Genomic DNA, 21,660 nt, shown 5'->3' with positions numbered 1-21,660 from the left:
TTTTATTATAGCAGGCATTCGGAATGAGTGCGCTATTTCTTTATATAGGTGATTTTTAGCCATCACAATATTTATTATAGAACCAAAAAATGTAAATTTCAAGGCGTTTTTTTCATTTACTACATAGATTAAAAAAGCAGAAAAATAAAAAAGAAAAACTAAAAATGTACAGAAAAAAATAAAAACCATTTAATCTTGATTTTATCTTTATATTGCTATTACTTTTTAAAGCCTATAGTTTAAATTACAATTTTCTTGTATAATATATTTGTACGGAAAATATACCAACTCAAACAAATGAATACATAGGAAGAATTAACATTGAAGATAATTATTGTAATATTTGCGGTTTTTGTTGACCAATTGCGAAGTATCTTGCAGTGAAATATCTTATGCATAGAGGGAGTTATCCGGTTATAAAGAACTTTTTTCATCATTATTTATGTAGAAAATAAGAGTGTGACTTTTGGAATGCTTCAGAACAGACTCTTTTTTATAGTGATAACGGTAATAGCTGGGAGAGCTATTATTGCCGGAAAATATTGTTTGCCTGAAAATACATGGCCTTGAATTTAGAAAGAGTGCACGAAAGGAGATATTTATCTAGAAGATAAGAAATAAATATCAACTGGAGAAAAAATCACTTCTGTAAGGAAAGGAGTTTACGGGGTAGTGATAAAATGGATACAGTAAAGATTTATACCAATATTATAAAAGATAATATGAATAGACCGGAAAAAGTAAATAAGCTAATAAATTTTGGTCTTACCGCTGCTTACTATTATGTGAGCTTTTTCAAAGACAAAAGGATTCCCAAATCTCTTCATTACCTAAATAAATACTCTATAAAAAGCATAAAAGATTCTTTAGCAAATCCTCAAAATTCTGCTTGGGTAAACCTCTTTGCACCCTCTGAATTTTTGATTGCTATGGATATAAAACCCTTATTTATTGAAGCATATTCTTCTTTCATGTCAGGCTTCTTCATCGAAGATTATCTTATTGATACTGCCGAATCGAGAGGCATGTCAAATACTTTATGCAGTTACCATAAAACTTTTATAGGAGCCAGTGAGCTTAATATTCTCAAAAAACCTAAATTTATGATGACTACTTCTATGATCTGTGATGCGAATATACCTACTTTCAAGTATCTTTCAAAAAAACACGGGGTTCCACTGTACATTATTGATATTCCCTACAAATATTCTAAAAACGCCGTAATGTATGTAAAAAAACAGCTTTTGGAAGTGGCGGAAAAGCTTGGGGAAGTTTTTAATAGAAAGCTTGATACTGATAAATTGAGGGAAGTTGTAAAAACGGAAAATAAAACAAGAGCACTTATGAGAGAATATTTAAATTATGCGGGAGAAAAAAGATTTATACCTACTATGACCTTTGAAATGTATATGCTCTTTGCATCCCATGTATTCATTGGAAGCAAGGAAGTATTACATTTTTATGAGATGTTAGTGGAGGATATAAAAAGAGCTCCTGAAAGAAGTGGAAAAAACATATTTTTTATACACCTTCTTCCTATATTTGAGAAAAATTTTAAAGATTACTTTAACTTCAGCGATAAATTTCACATTGCTGGTAGTGACTTAAATTATGATTTTCTTGATGAAATTGATGAAAACGACCCTTTCAAGGGAATCGCTGAAAAGCTTATCTTAAACTCTTTTAATGGTGAAATAAATAGAAGAGTTGCAAGAATCAAAGAACTGATAGAAAAAATAAAACCGGACGGCATTATACAGTTTTGTCATTTGGGCTGTAAACAGTCGATGGGTGGAACGTTTATAATTAAAAATCTTGCTTCAGAATTGGGTATTCCATTTCTTTATTTAGATGGGGATTGTGTAGACAAAAGAAATAATCAAGAGGGACAGAATAGGACAAGGCTCGAAGCCTTTCTTGAAATGCTCTAGTAATCCTTCTGGAGGTGAAAAATTGATAGGGTACATTTGTAAATACACGCCTGTAGAAATAATCGAAGCCTTTGGAGAAGAACCGGTAAGACTTGAGTCAGGATATAAATCTCATGAGCGTGCTGAAGCACTGATTCATTCAAATATGTGCAGTTTTGCAAAAGGGGTTTTGGAAAATATAATTGAAAATAATATTGAAGAGGTTATATTAACTGCGTGTTGTGATAGTATAAAAAGACTTTATGATGTATTAAAAGGTAAAGTAAAATTTATCTATCTTCTAGACCTGCCCAGAAAAAAAGATCCTCTCGTAATAGATCTTTTTTACAATGAAATAATTGAATTTATAGAAGCGTATCAGGCCTTTAAAAACAAGAATTTTGCTGAAGAGAATTTGCTAAAAATTCTAGAAAGCAAGTCTTTTAATAAAGAAAAGGAATCCACTGAAAGCATTGCTATATTAGGTGCGAGGCTTAAAGATGATGTTATAGAAAAAATCATAAATTCTTGTACAGCAAATATAATAAATTTTACCTGCACAGGTGAAGAAAGAGTATTCAATATTGAAGCAAAAGATAATTTATTAAAAAGCTATGCGGAATCGCTTCTCAATTTAACACCCTGTATGAGAATGGCAGAAGATCGAAGCAAGTTAATCAATAAAGAATTCAAGGGGATAATATACAACACCATAAAGTTCTGTGATTTTTATTCCTATGAGTATGCTGAACTCAAAAGCAAAGCAGACGTCCCACTTTTAAAAATTGAAACTGACTATAACGATTCAAATAGCGGCCAGATTTTAACAAGAATAGATGCCTTTTTGGAATCAACCGGTATAAAAAAGATGGAAAAACAGAGAGCCAAGAAGGGATATTTTGTAGGAGTGGATAGTGGCTCTACTTCTACAAATGTAGTCATAATCGACGAAAACAAAAACATAATATCATATTCTATTATTCCAACAGGTCCTAAAGCTCTAGAAAGTGCTTTTAAAGCTTTTGAAATTGCTTTAAACAGTGCAGGACTTCAAAAAAAGGATATTACATCAATAGTAGCAACAGGGTATGGAAGAGTAAGCATTCCCTTTGCAGATAGAATTGTAACTGAAATTACCTGTCACGGAAAGGCGCGTTTTTTGTAGACAATGCTATTAGAACTGTTATAGATATAGGTGGACAGGATAGCAAAGTGATAAGGTTAGATGACAGCGGCAATGTCATTGATTTTGTAATGAATGACAAATGTTCAGCAGGGACAGGCCGGTTTCTTGAAGTAATGGCGAGAACGTTAGGGATTTCAATAGAAGAAATGGCAAAAGTCCATAAGGAAGTAAAAGAAAATATCACGATTACCAGTATGTGCACTGTATTTGCAGAATCGGAAGTAATATCTCTTATTGCCCAAAATAAGGACCAGAGGGATATAATACATGCCCTCAATAAAGCCGTTGCTTCAAAAGCAGTTTCCCTGGTCGACAGAATAGGAAGAAAAGGAAAATACATGATGACAGGGGGCGTTGCCAAAAATCAGGGAGTAGTTTATGCCATCGAAAGCAGGCTCGGTGAAAAACTTGTAATCCCATTTGAACCACAGATTATTGGAGCGCTTGGAGCAGCGCTAATTTCACTTGAAGGTAAATGAAGTTACTTTTTATGATAAAAATAAAATGGTGGTGATGTTATGAAAATTCTTATAGCTCCCGATAAGTTTAGAGGAAGTTTATCTGCATTTGAGGTTGCAGATAGCATAGAAAAAGGAATTTTAAAGGTTTTCCCAAAAGCCGTTATCGAGAAAGTCCCTATGGCAGATGGTGGCGAAGGAACTGTTGAATCATTAGTTGATGCAACTGGAGGGAAAATAATAAAAACAAATGTAAAAGATCCTTTATTTAGAGATATTGAAAGTTTTTATGGAATATTAGGTGATGGCAAAACAGCAGTTATAGAAATGGCTGCTGCCTCAGGACTTTATCTTTTGAAGGATTATGAGAGAAACCCCATGATTACAACAACGTATGGAACCGGTCAGCTTATAAAAGATGCTTTAGATAGAGGTTGCAGAAAATTCATTATAGCAATAGGTGGAAGTGCAACAAACGATGGTGGTGCTGGCATGGCATCAGCGTTAGGAGTTAAATTTTATGATAAAGATGGCATAGAAATAGGTCTTGGAGGTGGGGAACTTTCAAAAATTTACTCAATAGATACTTCAAACCTTGATGATAGACTAAAGGAATGTGAGTTTATCGTAGCCTGCGACGTAGCAAATCCTTTAATTGGAGAAAATGGCGCATCAAGAGTTTACGGTCCCCAAAAGGGTGCTACAAAGGAGATGGTAGAAGTTTTAGATAAAAACCTTGAACATTATGGTAAACTTTTAGAAAAGTATTTTAATAAAAAAATAATAGATGTTCCAGGCTCAGGAGCTGCAGGTGGCTTAGGCGCAGGACTTATGGCATTTTTAAATGCGCAGTTAAAAAGTGGTATAGAAATAATAACTGAAACATTAAAACTTGAAGAAAAAATAAAAGAAGCTGATATAGTAATTTCCGGTGAAGGGAAAATAGATTTTCAAACAGCATTTGGGAAAACAATTTCAGGAATAGCTAAATTGTGCAAAAAGCATAATAAACCGCTTATTGTAATAGCAGGAACGGTTGAAGATATAGAAAAACTTTATGAGATTGGAGTTAGCAGCGTTTTTTCAACTATGGAAAAGCCAATGTCCCTTGAAGATGCCATAAAAAACGCACCAACATTGTTAGAAAAATCTGCTGAGAGAATTTTTAGGTTAATCAAAGCCATAAAGGCTTAAAAAATAAAGGAGGGGTTTTAATGTCAGGTCCATATTTAGTTTTTATTCTATTCTTGACTATACTTTTTATCGTAATTGCAACAGCAAAATTTAAACTTCATCCATTCTTAGCCCTTATTTTCGCATCATATTTTTTAGCTTTTGCAGCATTTATGCCATCCGATAAAATTGCAGGGATAATTACTCAAGGCTTTGGCAACACCCTCACAAGCATAGGAATAGTAATAATAGCTGGTGTTATCATAGGAACCATTCTTGAAAAATCAGGTGCTGCAATCAAAATGGCTGAGGCAATTATTAAGTTTGTAGGAGAAAAGCGACCTACAATAGCAATGAGTATCATAGGTTACATTGTCTCTATACCTGTTTTCTGTGATAGTGGATTTATAATTCTTTCTTCATTGAACAAAGCTTTAGCAAAGAAAACTAAAACATCTCTTGTTGCAATGTCTATAGCACTTTCAACAGGACTTTATGCAACACACGTTTTAGTTCCGCCGACTCCAGGTCCAATTGCGGCTGCTTCTAATCTTCAACTTAATAATCTTTTACTGGTTATCTTAATAGGACTTCTGGTAGCGATACCAGCAATGATAGCAGGTAATATATTTGCTAATAAAGTTGCTTCAAAATATCAAGCTAATATTGATGAAAGCATAAGCTATGAGGAAGTTTTAAAAAAGTACGGCAAACTTCCAGATGCTTGGAAATCATTTGCCCCAATTGTTGTTCCCATAATTTTAATGGCACTTGGCTCAATCGCAAAGTTCCCAGGTGAACCATTTGGAGAGGGCTTTTTTGATAAACTATTTGTATTTTTAGGAACACCTGTAAATGCACTTTTAATAGGTATGTTCTTTGCATTTTTGCTTTTACCAAATTTAAGTTCTGAAACATTAAATTCCTGGATTGTCGAAGCAATAAAGGATTCTGCAACAATATTAATTATAACTGGAGCAGGTGGTTCATTAGGTAATGTCATTAAAGAAATAGGAGTAGGTGATTATCTCGGACAAACTTTGTCGGGATTAAATCTTGGTATGTTTTTGCCATTCATTATTGCAGCAGCAATTAAAACTGCACAAGGTTCTTCGACCGTTTCCCTTATAACGACATCAGCATTAATGCTTCCGCTACTACCATCTTTAGGATTTACTTCAGATATTGCAAAGGCCCTTGTGGTTGCGGCAATAGGTGCAGGTGCTATGACCGTTAGCCATGCAAACGATAGTTATTTTTGGGTTGTTTCTCAGTTTGGTGGGATAGATGTTAAAACTGCATACAAGACTCAAACTGTTGCAACCCTAATAATGGGAATAGTAGCAATAATCACAGTTTTCATTTTGTCGTTATTCTTAATTTAATATGTCACAATAAAGCACCCAAAATCTTTGGTGTTGAAGTTTTTATAGGTTTTTTGTCAAGAGTTGGGGTAGGTATTTTCTGAATGCCTGCCCTTACTTTTTAGATCAGAACATAATGTCATTATTAGCAACTTTATACATTAAATGTAAATAACTTCATTATACTCTAGCCCTCATTTGATACAGAGGCTATCCAGTATTTGCTTTTATATTGCCTTGCTACTCTTATTTACACATGTGGGTATATTTTTTTATTGCTATATTGCAAAACATTCTGATATGGTATAATAAAGGCGAATGTAAGAATAAGAAGCTTAATAATATCAAAAAAGCAAAAAAGTTTAGAAAGCGGGTATTATAAACAAAAATACAAGGTTAGATCTATATACATTGTATGAATTTAACAGATAAAAAGGTTGAGTCATCTACAATAAAAATTATCATACATACAAGCTAAAAACTAACCTAAGATGAATACTTGTCTGGTGATAGGGCTATGTGGACATAAATATTATTTCCTTTTTACTTTTTTTTACTTTTTTATATAATTTTTTTGCACGAAAAGCACATTAAGCATTGAAAAGCATGTTTTTCAAATTATCAACGTGCTCAATAACTGTACATTTAGTGTATATAATGATAAAAATTATCATATACTTAATGAACATTTTTTGTGCGCTTGAAACACGCCTGGTTAAGCTTTTTTCGCTTTTTATGCTTTTAGTGCAATAAGTAAATAGGTTTTATCTGAGGGACCATATTTTTTGTATATTTTACAAACAATTTTGTTTTTGGGAGATAGTTTTTGCGAGATATGGAGGTAAGGGATTTCTCATATTACTGCCGGAAGCAGTAGGCACGAACAGGCTTGTTTTCTATAGAATCTGAACAAACAAAAAGATTAGAGGGGTGTAATTTGATGGAAAATATGACTATAGGCCGATATATTAATTTACCTGTAGTTTCACAGGATGCCGATTTAAGAGAAGTTGCAAGAGTAATGCTTGAAAGTAAAGAAGGTGTGGTTATCGTAGAAAAAGAAAACGGCGCAAAGGGCTACATTGACTATAACGTAGTACTAAAATGGTTTCTCATGGGAGATGAAGCAGCGGAATACAATATGATGCAAAAATTGAGAAGTAGTCAAAATGAAGTGGAAACGGCATTTTCGATCATGCTTCCTGACCAGCGTATAGAGGCACGGCTGAAATCTGTTCCAGAGTATATGGATGAGTACGACGAAAGTACAGGCATGGTGAAGATAACCGGTGTAATCAGAAATGGTGGTTTCAGGCACGTCGTAAACATGCTTAAATTAATTGCAGATGCTTTTAGACAAGGTCTGATGGAATTGCCGGGGATGGATAAGAATGCACTTGTAGAGGCAGCTATTCTGCATGATATTGGGAAAGTACAGCCGGAGTTGAAGATAGGAGATATAGTAAATCCGAAAGAAGTGTTTGAAAAGGGTTATTTTCATGCATTTCGAAGCGCTGATTTAAGCAAGGCGTTATATAATATAGACGATAAGGTGTATTATTTGATAAAGTATCATCATCATCTTGAAAACGAACTGCCGTCCGACTTCCCTGAGGTTCTATTGCCAATGTACAGATTTTTCAGATTAATTGATGGCCTTTCAGCTGGAATTACTCGCAGAGGTTCTAAAGTATTGATGAAGATAAACGGCACCAGAATTTATGTGAAGGAAGAAAGCAGTTTTCCCTCTTACAATCAGGAAATTGAAATGGACATTTACACTGGATTTTTCAATAGCAGGAAGTTGTAAAGTGTAGAAGAATGCTGATGAGAGAAGCTCTGCCATTTTTCCATGTTATAACGTCGTAAACCATCTTAAGGGAAGGGTCACGGGGGCAAGTAGAGATACCATTAGAGTCAATGCCAGGCTGAGGGGGCTTTATATTCAGCAGCAGAATTAGCATTTTCAATATCAAAAGAATCATTATCATAAAAGCTGGTAGGCTTTAAACACCCAAGCCATTAGTAACAATATCAAGAGATAATTGTTTAGCTTTGTTTTTCATAGGATTTCCTCCGTTTCGTTTTTGTGTTTGTCATATATAGGAATTCTACAAAAGCGTGGGAATTCCTTTGAAAATATATAGCAGAACTCCTGAATTTATGAGGGTTTTGGGGTTCTGCAAAAACCGAAATGTTAAAATAAAAAAGGGGGAAAAAGAACGTGGAATTTATGAATGTTAAGCTTCCAGAGGAAATTGTTCGTGAAGAATATTTAGGAAATTTTGACCAAGCAAATCATCTCATTGAAAGATGGCTTGAAAGAAGACTTCCAAATGAGCTTAGAATGAGATTAATTTTTGAAAAGGAGCGAGTAAAAAGACTTTTAAAGAATTATCCTTATAATGAGGAGACAGCTATTAACAAAGCAAGAGAGCTTATAAATAATTTTACAAATGAAGAATTTTATACTTTACTTGATAAAGGATTTTTGGATTACATTATGGTTGATGGAAAAAGAATGTATGAGGAAAGATTTGTTCAGAATATTACTTATGCGATTCCGGATTACCAGAAAAGGATGAAAAAAGACAAAAGTAGAGAAGAGTCACGAAATCTTAATGACAATAGGTTACGAGAACTTCTGAATGGTGATAAGCCGAAAGAATATAAGGTTCGTGCTAAAATTTCTCTAAAAATTGTAGAAGACATCGAGGAAGAGAAAGTGAAAGTTTGGTTACCATTTCCAAAAGAAGAATTTCAGCAGAAAGATGTAAAACTTGTTTCAGCAAGTCATGAAAAGTATTTTTTAGCATCTTCCGATATCCCTCAAAGAACAATCTATTTTGAAGGTAAAAAAGAAAATGAATATTTTGTAGAATTCGAATATGTTATAAAAGAATGGGTAAACACAGTTGTTCCAGCAAATACCGAAGAAATAAATAATTATGACTTTTTATCAGAGGAGCCGCCTCATATAATTTTTACACCATATTTAAAGAAACTTGCTAAAGAAATAGTAGGAGATGAGAAAAACCCCTATCTAAAAGCAAAGAAGATATATGATTGGATAACCTTAAATGTTAACTACTCTTATGTACATCCTTATGCATTATATGAAAATATTCCTGAGTTTGTTGCATGTAATTTAAAAGGAGACTGTGGATTTCAGGCGCTCCTCTTTATAACCCTTTGCAGGATTGTAGGTATTCCTGCCAGATGGCAATCAGGCTGGTATATAACCCCATTCCTAGCGTCACCGCATGATTGGGCATTATTCTTTATACCACCTTATGGATGGCTTCCTGCCGACCTATCTTTTGGTGGGCGCTATAAAAACAATCAAGAATTAAGAGAATTCTATTTTGGTAATCTTGATGCATTTAGAATGGTGGCAAATTCTGATTTTATGAAAGACTTTGCACCTAAGAAAGTATTCTGGCGTAATGATCCTTATGATAATCAGGTTGGTGAAGCAGAAACAGAGTATAAAAATATTTATGATTTTAAATATGAGATTCAAGTATTAGATTTTAAAGAAATACGGAGGTAGAGAAAATGGGAAAAATAGTGGATATAAAATTTACACTTAAAAGGTACAATTTCTATAAACCATTTCATATCGTTGGGAGCATTTCATCAGAGGCAACAAACATTGAGGTAGAAGTAACCCTTGATAGTGGTGCAAAAGGGTATGGAGAAGCATCGCCTTCATTTAGAGTTAATGGAGAAAGAGTAGAAGCTTTATTACAATTTGAAAATTTTGTAAAGGAAACAATCACAGGAATAGACGTGAAAAACTATAGAAAAATTTTTGATATTACGGATAAGATGTTTGCAACTCCAAGTTTAAAGGCAGCTGTTCAATATGCAGTGCTTGATGCTTTTTCAGAAGAAATAGGAATTCCTGTTTATCAGATATTAGGTGGTGCAAAGGATAAAATTGAAACGGATAAAACAGTAGGAATAGATAGTTTTAAGAATCGTATAGAGGAAGCAAAATCTATATATAATAAGGGCTTTAGGGTTATAAAAATCAAGGTTGGTGAAAACTTAGCAGAAGATATTGAAGTTATGGAATCAATTTTTGAGGTAACAAAAGGAGCAAAATATATTGTTGATGCAAATATGGGATATACTCATAAGCAAGCAGTTGAATTTATTAAAAAGGTATATAATATGGGAATTGACGTATCAGTATTTGAACAACCTGTTCTAGCAAATGATATAGATGGCTTAAAATTTGTTAGGTTTAATTCTCCATTTCCTGTAGCAGCAGATGAAAGTGCACGTACTAAATGTGATGTACTTAGGCTTATAAAAGAAGAAGCAGTAGACTACATAAATATAAAACTTATGAAGTCGGGTATTTCAGATGCTTTAGCAATTGTTGAGATGGCTAAAGCTGCAAATTTACAGCTTATGATAGGTTGCATGTCGGAGTCAAGTGTTGGAATAAATCAAAGTGTGCATTTTGCACTTGGAACAGGTGCGTTTAATTTTCATGATTTAGATTCACACTTAATGATGAAAGAAGAAATATTCAGAGGAAAATTTGAACAAAAAATATCAGAAATAATACCAAAAGAATGAAAAAATCAAAGAGTTGAAAGTAGTACGTATAAATCAGTTAAAGTGGTACGGATTTTTTCATTTTCGCTATGTTTAAATCAAAAATCCGAATCAAAAGGCGCACCTCTGCTTATTTTCGCAGACGTGCACCTTTTGTATTTGGCAGTATATGTAGTGCAACTTTACGGCAAATAATGAGATATAGTGACATTTTCGCAATTGTGGCACAAGTTTCTGCTGACTTCTCTTACAGCTTCTCTGTTCTCTTTATCTCCTGAGTCTTTTTTTGTTTGTATTTTTCATTATATTTTATTATATTTTCTTTGTTCCTTTGACATTTTGTAGACACTTTCTCTCTTTACACCATCAAAATTCTTTGTCAAGAGGTGGGGTAGGTGTTTTCTGAATGCCTGCCCTTACTTTTTAGATCAGAACATAATGTAATTATTAGCAATTTTATACATTAAATGAAAATAACTTCATTATACTCTAGACCTCATTTGATACAGAGGCTATCCAGTATTTGCTTTTATATTCCCTTGTTACTCTTATTTACACACAATAAGGTATCCTCTTTCTAAATCGTTCAAAATTCCTATATCCATATGCCTCCCTCTTTGATACTTTAACTTTTGTTATGACATTTTGATTATATCTTCAGCTTTTAAAAGTTTTGTGATATAATTGTTATGCACTTATTCTGGCCTTTTGAGTGTTTTTAGTATTTGAACAATTATAATATAACAGGTATTTAGAACAAGTGCTCTATTTTTTTAAATAGGGTGTTATTACCCACCATTATAGAATTTTTTAAAAAATGAAAAAAGGAGAGGCGGACTTCTCACCTCTCCTTTTTCAATGTATTTTTGGGAAGTGCAGAGATGGGAAGTACGATTAAGGGAGAAAACCACTCCTTAATACCATACTTACCACCTCCTGCACATACTAAATTGTATTTCTACTTTAATTAATATTATAAAGGTCAAAGAAAGTCAAAATTAAATAATTAAGTTTATCCACAATTTTTTGCCCAAAACATAAAAAAACACAAGGTAAATGAGATTTTTCTCTTTTTATTTCAATATTACGTTATTTTTCACTGGGTTTAATATTAAAATTTTTGACAACAAAGGAGTGCAAAAAATTTTATAATCATTAAAAAAATATTGATAAGCCATAAATATTAATGGTATAATATTCTATGTATTCAGTTTTACATATTGTATAACACTTTTACTGAAAGGATGAAAATAAATGAAAACCATAATAAACACCGATGCTGCGCCAAAGGCTATTGGACCATATTCGCAAGCTATCATGATAGACGGCTTTTTGTACACATCAGGGCAAATAGCAATTGATCCTGCTACAGAAGAACTTGTAGAAGGAGGTATTGAAGCGCAGACGGAAAGGGTTTTAGAGAACATAAAAGCGATTTTAAAAGCTGCCGGAATGGACCTTAACAATGTTATAAAGACAACTGTATTTGTCACTAACATGGGGGATTTTGCAAAAATTAATGAGATTTATGGAAGGTATTTTAAAGACAATCCACCTGCCCGTTCCTTAGTTGAAGTAAAAAGTCTTCCTAAGGGTGCCCTTATAGAAATAGAAGTCGTCGCTCATAAATAAAATTTTCTCTTTTTTTAAAGAATTATTAAACGATTACAAGCTGGGGAAATAAAAATAGGAGGTATCAACAGTTAAGAAATTTTAGGTAAAACAGTATAATTGTAACTAGAGCGATAAATAAATTTGTGCGCCTTACAATTTCTAAGAGAGTTTACACTAAAAGTCATATGGATGTTATAGCAGAGGCTGTAAAAAGAGTTTATGCAAGAAGAGATAAAATAAAAGGATATAGATTTACTTATGAGCCGCCAATATTGAGGCATTTTACTGCGAGATTAGAACCGGTAGAATAAAAAATAAGGGGATGGGCAATTCACCATCTCCTTATTTTGTCTATAAAAATATCGAAAACTGTGATAAAATGAATATATGCATAAATTTGTAGAAGGAAAATCGGCATTTATATAGAATATATTGATAGGTGAGAGATGTGAAAAGGTTAGCTAAAATTATAGTTATATTATTGGTGATAGTTTACATAAGTAAAGTAGGGATAACGACTTTTGCAAACAAAAATAAAACTACAGTAGTGACTTATGGAAGTATTTTAATAGCCTTTAATGCCCAAGGATATGTGATAAAGAATGAAATAATGATAAATGCTCCTTTTGATGGTAAAATAAAAAAACTTGTACCAAGTGGAGAAAAAGTTCCCAAAGGTACTCCTATTGTGCAAGTTTATTCTGCTGATTTCGATGAGGAAAAACTACATCAATTAGATGAGGTAAACAGAGAACTAAAAAATCAGGATACTAATATACCTTTTTATTCAGATGTTCAAAAATTAGACGACATAATAAAGAAAGAAGAGCAAAATTATCAAAATGCGATACAGCAAAATAGCCCTGGTGCAGATAAAATACAAAAAAGGATTGAAGACTTAAAAGCCAAAAAAGAAGAAATTTTAAGTAAAGGGCCAATAATGCTCCAAAGAATTGAAAACTTAAAAGAGCAAAAGGAGTATTTAGAAAAATATGTAGAAAAAAATGTGATTACTGTAAATTCACCAGAGTCAGGAATTGTAAGTTACTATTTCGATGGCAGTGAAAGTATTCTACATGAAAAAGATATGTTCAATTTAAATCCGACACAACTTGAAAATTTAAACTTTCAATCCAAAGAAATTAGTACAGAGGTAAAAGGAGATTACCCTTTTGTAAAAATAGTGGATAATTTGGAGTGGTATTTAGCGTTGGTTTTAAATGAAAAACAACAGGACTTATTAAAAGAAGATAGTAATGTGAAAATTTTGATTGATAATTATGGTGGTGAATTGCGGGGAAAAGTTATAAAAACCTATAAAGGTGACGATAAATTATATATAGGAATAATTGAGATGATAGATGAATATCCCAACTTTTATAAAACTTCTAAAATAAATGTAAAAGTTAAAGTTAAAGAGTACAATGGACTTAAAATACCTCTTTCTTCTATTGTACAAAAAGAAGGAAAAGAAGGAGTTTTTGTAATAAAAAATGGCAAAGTTCCTACTTTTAAAGAAGTAGTAATAAAGGCTACAGATGGCAAATATGCGATTGTAGAAAGCGTTGATAAAACATCTGGATTAAAAGTGTATGACGAAATAGCGGTAAATGGAGAGGATTACTTGAGCAAATAAGGGGGATAAATACGACTATATGTGAAAATATAAGAAGGATAAAAGAAAACATAAAAGAGCATGCGTTAAAGGTAAATAGAAATCCGGAGGAAATATTAATTGTGGCAGCTACTAAAACTTTCGGTGTAGAAACTATAAAAGAAGCTATTGCTTGTGGCATAACTGATATAGGTGAGAATAAGGTTCAAGAGTTAAATGAAAAGTATCCTTATTTAAAAAATGAGGTAGAATTTCACTTTATAGGACATTTACAGACAAACAAAGTGAAATACATTATTGACAAAGTTAAGTTGATACATTCTTTAGATAGTATTAAACTGGCAGAAGAAATAGACAAAAGGGCTAAACAAAAGAGTCTCATAATAGATTGTTTGGTGGAAATCAATATTGGTGGAGAGGAAAGTAAATACGGAATTCCTCCTGAAGAAATGCATAATTTTGTTAAAGAAATGGAAAAATATGATAATATAAGAATTAGAGGGCTTATGACAATAGCTCCTTACCTTCCACCGGAAGAGGTAAGGCCCTATTTTAGAAAGATGAAAGAATTATTTGAAGAGCTAAAAGAAATTAAGCAACATAATGTACAAGTAGAATTTTTGTCAATGGGCATGTCCAATGACTATTGGGTAGCAGTTGAAGAAGGGGCGAATATTGTTAGAATTGGCACTTCTATTTTTGGGCAAAGACAATATAATGTGGAGGGATAATTAATGTCTTCAAAAGTGATTGATAAATTAATGAGTTTCTTTGGTATCGATGAGCCAGAAGAAGAGAAAGAAGAAGTAGACTCTTTACAACCTGTCATACCTTACGATAGAAAGCCTAAAATTGTCAATATTCATACACAGACCCAAGTAAAAGTTTTGATTTTAAAGCCAGAAAAGTTTGAACAAGTGATGAATATATGCAATGAATTAAAAAATAAAAAACCGGTGATTGTAGATTTACAAAAGATGGACAAAAATGAAGCTCAAAGAGTAGTGGATTTTTTAAGCGGTGCAGCCTATGCTCTTAATGGAGAGATAAAGAAGATATCTGGCTATATATTTTTAGTTGCGCCTGAGAATTTTGACATTACAGGGGATATAAAAGATGAAGTAAATTCTTTATACAATCTAAATTGATAAGGAGGAAATGATTTTGCCTGTAAATTTTGCAATTTTAACAGCATTGGATTATTTTTTTGAAGTTATAAATTGGCTTATATTGATAAGGGTTATTTTATCTTTGCTAAGAATGGAGAATATGTCAAATCCACTTTCTCGTTTTGTGATCGTAACGACAGAACCAATACTTGAGCCTTTTAGGACATTACAATTTAGGTCTTCTATTGGAAGAAATTTAATGATAGATTTTTCGCCGGTTTTGGCGATTTTGGTGATTCAGTATTTAGTTCGTCCTTTAGCTTTTAAATTAGTATTATTACTGATGAGGTATATATGATGGACAAAGAATTTACTGTATCCCGATTTGAAGACATAATTAAAGGCGTTTTAAAATCTAAAAGAGTAAAATATACAGACTTTTTAAGCCTCTCTGAACAAAAAATTTTTGAAAAAACTATATTAAAGTATCGACAGCAAGATATAAACTATAATCTAGATGGAGGATATCCTTTAGCAGAAAGAAAGATAGCAATTATTTACCCCGATTTTTTACAGCCGGAAGATACCCCTATTTGCGCTGTAAGAATTGAAGGCAATTTTTCTAAGCTATCTCATAGAGATGTGTTGGGTTCACTTTTAGGGTTAGGGATAAAAAGACAAAAAATAGGCGATATAATTGTAAAAGAGGATAAATGTGACATATTGTTACATAAAGATGTGGAAAGTTATGTACTTATGAACCTTTTTAAAGTCGGGAAAGAGAAGGTAAGAGTTAATTCAATTGACTTGAAAGATGTGATAGAACCTGAAATAAAATATAAGGACATTTTTTCTACCGTAGCCTCACTACGGGTTGACAGTGTGGCAGCTGCAGGTTTTGGTATATCAAGGACGAAGGCTTCAGAACTTATAAAGTCCGGTCTTCTTCAAATAAATTGGGAGTATACAGAGGACCCTTCTTCAGAAGTAAAAGAGGGAGATGTAATTTCTTTACGTGGTTTTGGAAGAATTAGATTAGAAGAAGTGGGAGGTAATACAAAAAAAGGTCGCGTTTCTGTACATATTCTAAGGTTTATATAATGTTACAAAAGAAAAGGAGGTAATATTATGCTGACGCCTATGGATATACATAATAAAGAATTTAGGCGGTCTTTTAGGGGTTATAATGAAGAGGAAGTGGACGAGTTTTTGGATAAAATTATGGAAGACTATGAGATGTTATACAAAGAAAATGCGGAGTTAAAAGATAGAATTAATATAATGAATGAAAAACTTCAAAGCTACATAAATATGGAGAACACTTTAAACAATACTTTGATTGTTGCTCAAAATACTGCAGAGGAATTGAAAAGAAATGCAGAAAAAGAAGCACAACTTATCATACAAAATGCACAACAAAATGCAGAAAAAATATTAGAGAAGGCAAATCAAGAAGTTGTAAGAATAAGAATGGAGTTAGAAAGATATCGCAAGCAATTAAATGTTTTTAAAGCGAAATTTAAATCTCTTTTAGAAGCCCAGTTGGAATCAATACTTTCAATAGATGAGAAAGAATTGATTCCAGATGAGGATGAGGAGAAGGATGCAGAATAGATTAGGGGTTGTTGGAATATTAATTAAAAATAGAGAAAATGTGGCAGATAGGGTAAATCACATATTGAGTGAGTACGGCCACATTATTGTAGGGAGAATGGGTATACCCTATAAAGATAGGGGAGTATCGGTTATCGCTTTAATAGTTGATGGTACAACGGATGAAATAGGGGCTCTTACTGGTAAACTTGGAAGTCTTCCTGGGGTAAAAGTGAAATCTGCTCTGACTGCATGAGATATGCATACTATTGACGAAAAACTTGTGGTATTATATAATTGTGTAAAAAAATATTGTTAAAAGCTATGATGAGGACGAGTAAGTAGAAGCGACTTCCAGAGAGTTGGCGGTAGGTGCGAGCCAATAAGTTCGTTTCTACTGAAAATCACCTCGGAGCTGCAGGCTGAAATAGGAGTAAGCTGTGCCGGGTTTCCCGTTATCTTAAATGAGAGATTAAGACAAAGTTTTTCTTTGTCTTAATAAGTAGGTGGTACCGCGAACTTCTCGTCCCTGACGAGAAGTTTTATTTTTAGTTTGAAAGATAATATTTGAAGAGGAGGTAATGTTCAGTGGATTACAACAAGACACTTAATTTGCCGAGGACAGATTTTCCTATGAAGGCTAATTTGCCAACACGAGAGCCAGAGATATTAAAAAGATGGGAAGAAATGGATATTTATCATAAAACATTGGAAAAAAATAAAGGCAAGGAAAAATATATTTTACACGATGGGCCGCCTTATGCTAATGGAGATATACACATTGGAACTGCTATGAATAAGGTATTAAAAGACATTATAGTGAAATACAAAACAATGAGGGGTTATGATGCTCCTTATGTGCCAGGATGGGATACACACGGTCTTCCTATTGAACAGCAAGCTATAAAAACTTTAGGTATAAAAAGGCATGAAGTAAGTCCTACAGAATTTAGAAAAGTGTGTAGGGATTTTGCTTTTTCTCAGATTGAAAAGCAAAAAGCTCAATTCAAAAGATTGGGAGTAAGGGGAGATTGGGATAATCCTTATCTTACCTTGAATCCGGAGTATGAAGCTAAACAGATAGAAGTATTTGGTGAAATGGCTAAGAAAGGCTATATCTATAAAGGTCTAAAGCCTGTATATTGGTGCCCCAGCTGTGAGACTGCTTTGGCAGAAGCAGAAATTGAATACTTTGATGAAACCTCTGATTCTATTTATGTAAAATTTAGAGTTAAAGATGATTTAGGGAAATTCAAGGGAATTGTTGAGAATCTTAATAATGTGTATTTTGTAATATGGACAACTACTACATGGACTATTCCGGCTAACCTTGCAATTGCTTTAAATCCAGAGTTTGATTATGCGCTTGCAAAGTTTGGAGACGAAGTATATATAATGGCAAAAGATATGTTAGATACTGTAAAGAAAGAAGCTAACCTTTCAGATTATGAAATAGTTGCTGTATTTAAAGGAAAAGATTTGGAGGGCATGAAGGCTACCCATCCTTTATATGACAGAGATTCTTTAATAATCTTGGGTGAGCATGTAACTTTAGAAGCTGGTACTGGATGTGTTCATACTGCTCCCGGCCATGGGGAAGAAGACTTTTTAGTTGGGCAAGAGTATGGTCTTGATGTTTTAAATCCAATAGATGATAAGGGATATTTTACAGATAAAGCGCCAGGATATGCTGGGCTGTATTATGAAGAGGCTAACAAGGTCATAAAGGAAGACTTGAAAAAAGCTAATGCATTAGTGGCAGAAACCCGTATTACCCACTCATATCCTCACTGTTGGAGATGTAAAAGTCCAATAATATTTAGGGCGACAGAACAGTGGTTTGCTTCTGTGGAAGGATTTAGAGAAGAGGCACTAAAAGCTATTAAAGAAGTTAATTGGTATCCTTCATGGGGCGAAGAGCGCATAACTAACATGGTAAGAGATAGACGAGACTGGTGTATTTCAAGGCAAAGGGTATGGGGTGTGCCAATTCCTATATTCTACTGTGAAAAGTGTGGGAAACCGCTTATAAATGATGATACAATAAATGCAGTTAAAGAGATCTTCAGGCAAAAGGGTTCAGATGCATGGTTTGAAATGTCAGCTGAAGAGATATTGCCAAAAGGGATTACTTGCGAATGCGGTTCTACAAAGTTTAGGAAAGAGACAGATATAATGGATGTGTGGTTTGATTCAGGCTCCAGCCATGCAGCTGTGTTGCAAACTCATCCTGACCTAAAGTGGCCTGCAGAGCTTTATTTAGAAGGTTCAGACCAACACAGAGGATGGTTCCAGTCTTCCCTTTTGACATCTGTGGCAACACGTGGAAAAGCACCTTATAGAAACGTATTGACCCACGGGTTTGTTGTAGACGGTGAAGGAAGGAAAATGTCAAAATCTTTAGGGAATGGTATTGACCCAGCTGATGTAATTAAAGAATATGGAGCAGATATTTTGAGGCTTTGGACTGTTTCTGCTGATTTTACTTCAGATATGAGAATTTCACAAGAGATTTTAAAACAGATGACAGAAGCGTACAGAAAAATACGTAACACTAGTAAGTTCTTGTTAAGCAATCTTTATGACTTTGACCCTGATAAGGATATGCTCCCTTACGAAGAGCTTTTAGAGATAGATAAATGGGCTTTATATAGGCTTAACAGAGTAGTTGAAGAGCTTACAGAGGCTTTTGATAAATATGAGTATTACGATTTTCTCCATCTGGTTCATACCTTCTGTGTAGTAGATATGAGTAGCCTTTACCTGGACATTTTAAAAGACAGATTGTACACTTATCCTGCTACTTCTAAAGAGAGAAGAGCGGCTCAAACGACACTTTACATTATTTTAGACACTCTTGTAAGGTTGATAGCACCAGTGCTTACATTTACTTCAGAAGAAATATGGTCATATATGAAGCACGACAGTCAAAATAATTTTGAAAGTGTTCAGTTAGCTGATTGGCCTCAAGTCCAAGAAAAATACAATAATCCTTATATAATAGAAAAATGGGAAAAACTTTTTGACATAAGAAAATATATTTCTAAAGCTCTTGAAATAGCGAGAACCGACAAAAAGATAGGTCACTCTTTAGAGGCACAAGTGGATATATATCCATCTCAAGAGCTTTATGATTTCTTTAAAGGCTTTAATGACCTCGAATATATGTTCATAGTTTCAAAGGTGGTACTTCACCAACCAGAAGAACCTGTTCCTCAAAATGCTTATGAAAGTGAAGATTATAATTTAAAGATTGTGGTAACCCATGCACCGGGGGAAAAATGCGAACGCTGCTGGATGTACAGTGAAACAGTAGGGACTATAAAAGAGCATCCAACTATTTGCGCAAGATGTGCTTCTCACATTGAGCAGCAAGTTGAAGTATAAAAAGGGGTTTTCCCCTTTTTATATTTTATTGAGGAGGTGTTGAAATGGCTATTCTTATAAAAAACGTTAGTTTATTATCTATGAAAGAAGGAGAGCAGATTTTAGAAAATACAAATATATACATTGAAAATGACACCATAAAACATAAAGGTGATATTGTTCCAGATATAAAAGTTGATAAAGTGGTAGATGGAACAAAAAAATTGTAATGCCGGGTCTTATAAATGCTCATACTCATTTGGGAATGTCTTTATTTAGGAATTATGAAAGTAGCTAAAGCAACAGAAGAAGTAGGGATAAGAGGAGTGTTGACAAGGGGTATTATAGAAGAATGTGACGTTGAAATAAATTTCAGTGGGGATTGAGGATTACAATGATATAATAGAGGATTTGGATCAAGCTCTTAAACAAATTTAAAAAGGTTTTGAGGTGATAAAGTGCCAGTTGTCAATTTAAGCCTACAGGTATTGCCTGTAGTTTCTGAAGAAAAGGTGTATCCCATTGTAGATAAAGTCATAGAATATATAAAGAGCACAGGTGTAAAGTATGTTGTGGGACCAATGGAGACTACAATGGAAGGAGAACTTGATACTCTTTTAGAGATAGTTAAAAAAGCACAGGAAATTTGTATAAAAGAAGGAGCAAGTAGGGTCATATCTGTTGTAAAGATTGATTATAAACCTGAAGGAGTTACAATTGACGAGAAGATAAAAAAATATTATGTATAATTAACTTTGACTTGCATAAAAATATATTGACAAATAATTTAATGCGTTATAGAATTAAAATAACACAATATAAATATGTATGAAAACCAATGACCGGGAAGAGTAGATATCAGCGTTTAGTCAAAGCGAGCTCGGGAGGTGGGAGCCGAGTACTGTAGCTGATATTGAATGGGCCCGTGAGGTGAGATGCGAACTTTTAAGTAGCAGTATCCGGTGGTCTACCGTTAAAAAGACAGGGTATCGAGGAATCTCCGTACCCGAAAGAGTGGTCCTGTGTTAAAAAGGTGGCACAAGCGAGCATTTCGCCCTTTTGGTGAAATGCTTTTTTTAGTAATACAGGACAAATTGGGTGGCACCGCGAGTCACTTCGCCCCAATGGGCGGAGTGACTTTTTTAATGTGCGCCCGGCATGGGCGATAACTTGGCGGTGAAAGTCCGCTGTGGGCTTGGTAGTGGGAACCACTAGCCGAACCGCAAGGGTGTCCATCGTGAGGTGGAATCTGAAGGAAGCGGCAGGCAAAATCTCGGTCTGATGAACAAGAACCAGATAGGAGGCTGAATTGGGGCGGATGAGTTTGCATTACAAAACGAAGTCCAACACTACCCGAACCCCATACAGTAAATCTGGCAGATATATGAGATGAAGGTTATCGTTCTTACCCGGGGAGGTCTGAATGATATGCTCAAGTCGAGAATAAATTTTCTCCATGAGTAACCTATATCGTGAGATATAGCTGAACATTCAGAAGTCAGCTCAAGTCATAGTACTGTTTGAACCTACCGAAAGGATAGGTAAGGGAAGGACTTGACGGTAGTATTTAAGTAGATATTAGGATAGACTATTCATGTTTGAAAGCTGTCAACCCTGATAGGGACTGCCTAACAGAAAATAGAGTGGAACTCGAAGATAAAGGTTAGGAGTGCTTAGTGAAATCTACGCCTAATATATGG

Annotated in this window: 18 protein-coding genes, 3 pseudogenes and 2 other annotated features; of the genes and pseudogenes, 20 read left to right on the top strand and 1 reads right to left on the bottom strand. The window is 33.9% G+C overall.

Annotated features, from left to right (window positions below):
- Positions 1-321 precede the first annotated feature (321 nt).
- The 8 genes and pseudogenes from OEI98_RS09030 to OEI98_RS08995 all read left to right on the top strand — a co-directional run.
- Positions 322-561, top strand: a pseudogene (locus tag OEI98_RS09030) (signal peptidase II); the annotation flags it as partial.
- A gap of 119 nt (positions 562-680) precedes the next feature.
- Complete coding sequence (locus OEI98_RS09025) at positions 681-1,931, top strand: 2-hydroxyacyl-CoA dehydratase subunit D (RefSeq protein WP_266037300.1); 1,251 nt, start codon at positions 681-683, stop codon at positions 1,929-1,931.
- A gap of 22 nt (positions 1,932-1,953) precedes the next feature.
- Positions 1,954-3,575 (top strand): annotated as a pseudogene (locus OEI98_RS09020) (acyl-CoA dehydratase activase).
- A gap of 39 nt (positions 3,576-3,614) precedes the next feature.
- The gene (locus OEI98_RS09015; RefSeq protein ID WP_266037298.1) at positions 3,615-4,748 is read left to right on the top strand and encodes a glycerate kinase; all 1,134 of its coding nucleotides are present in this window, start codon (positions 3,615-3,617) and stop codon (positions 4,746-4,748) included.
- Between the two features lie 20 nt (positions 4,749-4,768).
- Complete coding sequence (locus OEI98_RS09010; RefSeq protein ID WP_266037296.1) at positions 4,769-6,112, top strand: GntP family permease; 1,344 nt, start codon at positions 4,769-4,771, stop codon at positions 6,110-6,112.
- 919 nt (positions 6,113-7,031) lie between these two features.
- Positions 7,032-7,901, top strand: coding sequence for an HD domain-containing protein (locus tag OEI98_RS09005; RefSeq protein WP_003869637.1), 870 nt, complete (start codon positions 7,032-7,034; stop codon positions 7,899-7,901).
- Positions 7,902-8,315: 414 nt separating this feature from the next.
- Positions 8,316-9,644 carry a transglutaminase-like domain-containing protein gene (locus OEI98_RS09000; RefSeq protein WP_323053736.1) on the top strand — a complete coding sequence of 443 codons (1,329 nt, stop codon included), beginning with the start codon at positions 8,316-8,318 and terminating at the stop codon, positions 9,642-9,644.
- A 5-nt stretch (positions 9,645-9,649) separates the two neighbouring features.
- A complete protein-coding gene (locus OEI98_RS08995; RefSeq protein ID WP_003869635.1) occupies positions 9,650-10,684 on the top strand; it encodes an L-Ala-D/L-Glu epimerase in 1,035 nt (344 codons plus the stop codon).
- Between the two features lie 531 nt (positions 10,685-11,215).
- On the opposite strand, the gene OEI98_RS15320 is transcribed toward OEI98_RS08995, so the two are convergent.
- Entirely contained in the window at positions 11,216-11,302 is an 87-nt protein-coding gene (locus tag OEI98_RS15320; RefSeq protein WP_129545180.1) for a transposase, read from the bottom strand.
- A gap of 615 nt (positions 11,303-11,917) precedes the next feature.
- On the opposite strand from OEI98_RS15320, the gene OEI98_RS08990 reads away from it, so the two are divergent.
- The 12 genes and pseudogenes from OEI98_RS08990 to OEI98_RS08935 all read left to right on the top strand — a co-directional run bounded on the left by OEI98_RS08990 (position 11,918) and on the right by OEI98_RS08935 (position 20,709).
- Positions 11,918-12,295, top strand: a complete 378-nt coding sequence (locus OEI98_RS08990; RefSeq protein WP_019907764.1) for a RidA family protein — start codon at positions 11,918-11,920, stop codon at positions 12,293-12,295.
- Positions 12,296-12,420: 125 nt separating this feature from the next.
- Positions 12,421-12,588: a tryptophanase gene (locus OEI98_RS08985; RefSeq protein ID WP_231368307.1), complete on the top strand. Its 168-nt coding sequence runs from the start codon at positions 12,421-12,423 to the stop codon at positions 12,586-12,588.
- A 137-nt stretch (positions 12,589-12,725) separates the two neighbouring features.
- Entirely contained in the window at positions 12,726-13,913 is a 1,188-nt protein-coding gene (locus OEI98_RS08980) for an HlyD family efflux transporter periplasmic adaptor subunit (protein ID WP_006570309.1), read from the top strand.
- Positions 13,914-13,918: 5 nt separating this feature from the next.
- Positions 13,919-14,623, top strand: coding sequence for a YggS family pyridoxal phosphate-dependent enzyme (locus OEI98_RS08975; RefSeq protein ID WP_196801179.1), 705 nt, complete (start codon positions 13,919-13,921; stop codon positions 14,621-14,623).
- A gap of 3 nt (positions 14,624-14,626) precedes the next feature.
- On the top strand, positions 14,627-15,040 hold the full coding sequence (locus OEI98_RS08970) for a cell division protein SepF (RefSeq protein WP_003869631.1): 414 nt from the start codon (positions 14,627-14,629) through the stop codon (positions 15,038-15,040).
- A gap of 16 nt (positions 15,041-15,056) precedes the next feature.
- Positions 15,057-15,359, top strand: coding sequence for a YggT family protein (locus OEI98_RS08965; protein WP_003869630.1), 303 nt, complete (start codon positions 15,057-15,059; stop codon positions 15,357-15,359).
- Positions 15,356-16,102, top strand: coding sequence for an RNA-binding protein (locus OEI98_RS08960; RefSeq protein ID WP_028986116.1), 747 nt, complete (start codon positions 15,356-15,358; stop codon positions 16,100-16,102). Before OEI98_RS08965 ends, OEI98_RS08960 begins: the two co-directional genes overlap by 4 nt.
- A gap of 27 nt (positions 16,103-16,129) precedes the next feature.
- On the top strand, positions 16,130-16,615 hold the full coding sequence (locus OEI98_RS08955; protein WP_003869629.1) for a DivIVA domain-containing protein: 486 nt from the start codon (positions 16,130-16,132) through the stop codon (positions 16,613-16,615).
- Positions 16,605-16,850, top strand: a complete 246-nt coding sequence (locus tag OEI98_RS08950) for a TM1266 family iron-only hydrogenase system putative regulator (RefSeq protein ID WP_006570311.1) — start codon at positions 16,605-16,607, stop codon at positions 16,848-16,850. The genes OEI98_RS08955 and OEI98_RS08950 overlap by 11 nt, the downstream gene beginning before the upstream one ends.
- 59 nt (positions 16,851-16,909) lie before the next feature.
- Positions 16,910-17,128 (top strand) — a binding site (T-box leader).
- Positions 17,129-17,182: 54 nt separating this feature from the next.
- The gene (gene ileS / locus OEI98_RS08945) at positions 17,183-19,981 is read left to right on the top strand and encodes an isoleucine--tRNA ligase (protein WP_019907758.1); all 2,799 of its coding nucleotides are present in this window, start codon (positions 17,183-17,185) and stop codon (positions 19,979-19,981) included.
- A gap of 44 nt (positions 19,982-20,025) precedes the next feature.
- Positions 20,026-20,331, top strand: a pseudogene (locus OEI98_RS08940) (N-ethylammeline chlorohydrolase); the annotation flags it as partial.
- 87 nt (positions 20,332-20,418) lie between these two features.
- The gene (locus OEI98_RS08935; protein ID WP_003869621.1) at positions 20,419-20,709 is read left to right on the top strand and encodes a thiamine-binding protein; all 291 of its coding nucleotides are present in this window, start codon (positions 20,419-20,421) and stop codon (positions 20,707-20,709) included.
- 80 nt (positions 20,710-20,789) lie between these two features.
- Positions 20,790-21,087 (top strand) — a binding site (T-box leader).
- Positions 21,088-21,660: the final 573 nt, after the last annotated feature.

The sequence above is a fragment of the Thermoanaerobacter sp. RKWS2 genome (genome assembly GCF_026240795.1).
GTDB lineage: Bacteria > Bacillota > Thermoanaerobacteria > Thermoanaerobacterales > Thermoanaerobacteraceae > Thermoanaerobacter > Thermoanaerobacter ethanolicus.
The sequence above is the reverse complement of the archived record's forward strand: the minus strand, read 5'-3'. Positions and strand labels throughout refer to the sequence as shown.

Bases quoted from the DNA above. Each gene is read 5' to 3' on its own strand.
- OEI98_RS09025 (WP_266037300.1), top strand. From the start codon at position 681: ATGGATACAGTAAAGATTTATACCAATATTATAAAAGATAATATGAAT.
- OEI98_RS09015 (WP_266037298.1), top strand. From the start codon at position 3,615: ATGAAAATTCTTATAGCTCCCGATAAGTTTAGAGGAAGTTTATCTGCA.
- OEI98_RS09010 (WP_266037296.1), top strand. From the start codon at position 4,769: ATGTCAGGTCCATATTTAGTTTTTATTCTATTCTTGACTATACTTTTT.
- OEI98_RS09005 (WP_003869637.1), top strand. From the start codon at position 7,032: ATGGAAAATATGACTATAGGCCGATATATTAATTTACCTGTAGTTTCA.
- OEI98_RS08995 (WP_003869635.1), top strand. From the start codon at position 9,650: ATGGGAAAAATAGTGGATATAAAATTTACACTTAAAAGGTACAATTTC.
- OEI98_RS08990 (WP_019907764.1), top strand. From the start codon at position 11,918: ATGAAAACCATAATAAACACCGATGCTGCGCCAAAGGCTATTGGACCA.
- OEI98_RS08970 (WP_003869631.1), top strand. From the start codon at position 14,627: ATGTCTTCAAAAGTGATTGATAAATTAATGAGTTTCTTTGGTATCGAT.
- OEI98_RS08960 (WP_028986116.1), top strand. From the start codon at position 15,356: ATGATGGACAAAGAATTTACTGTATCCCGATTTGAAGACATAATTAAA.
- OEI98_RS08955 (WP_003869629.1), top strand. From the start codon at position 16,130: ATGCTGACGCCTATGGATATACATAATAAAGAATTTAGGCGGTCTTTT.
- OEI98_RS08950 (WP_006570311.1), top strand. From the start codon at position 16,605: ATGCAGAATAGATTAGGGGTTGTTGGAATATTAATTAAAAATAGAGAA.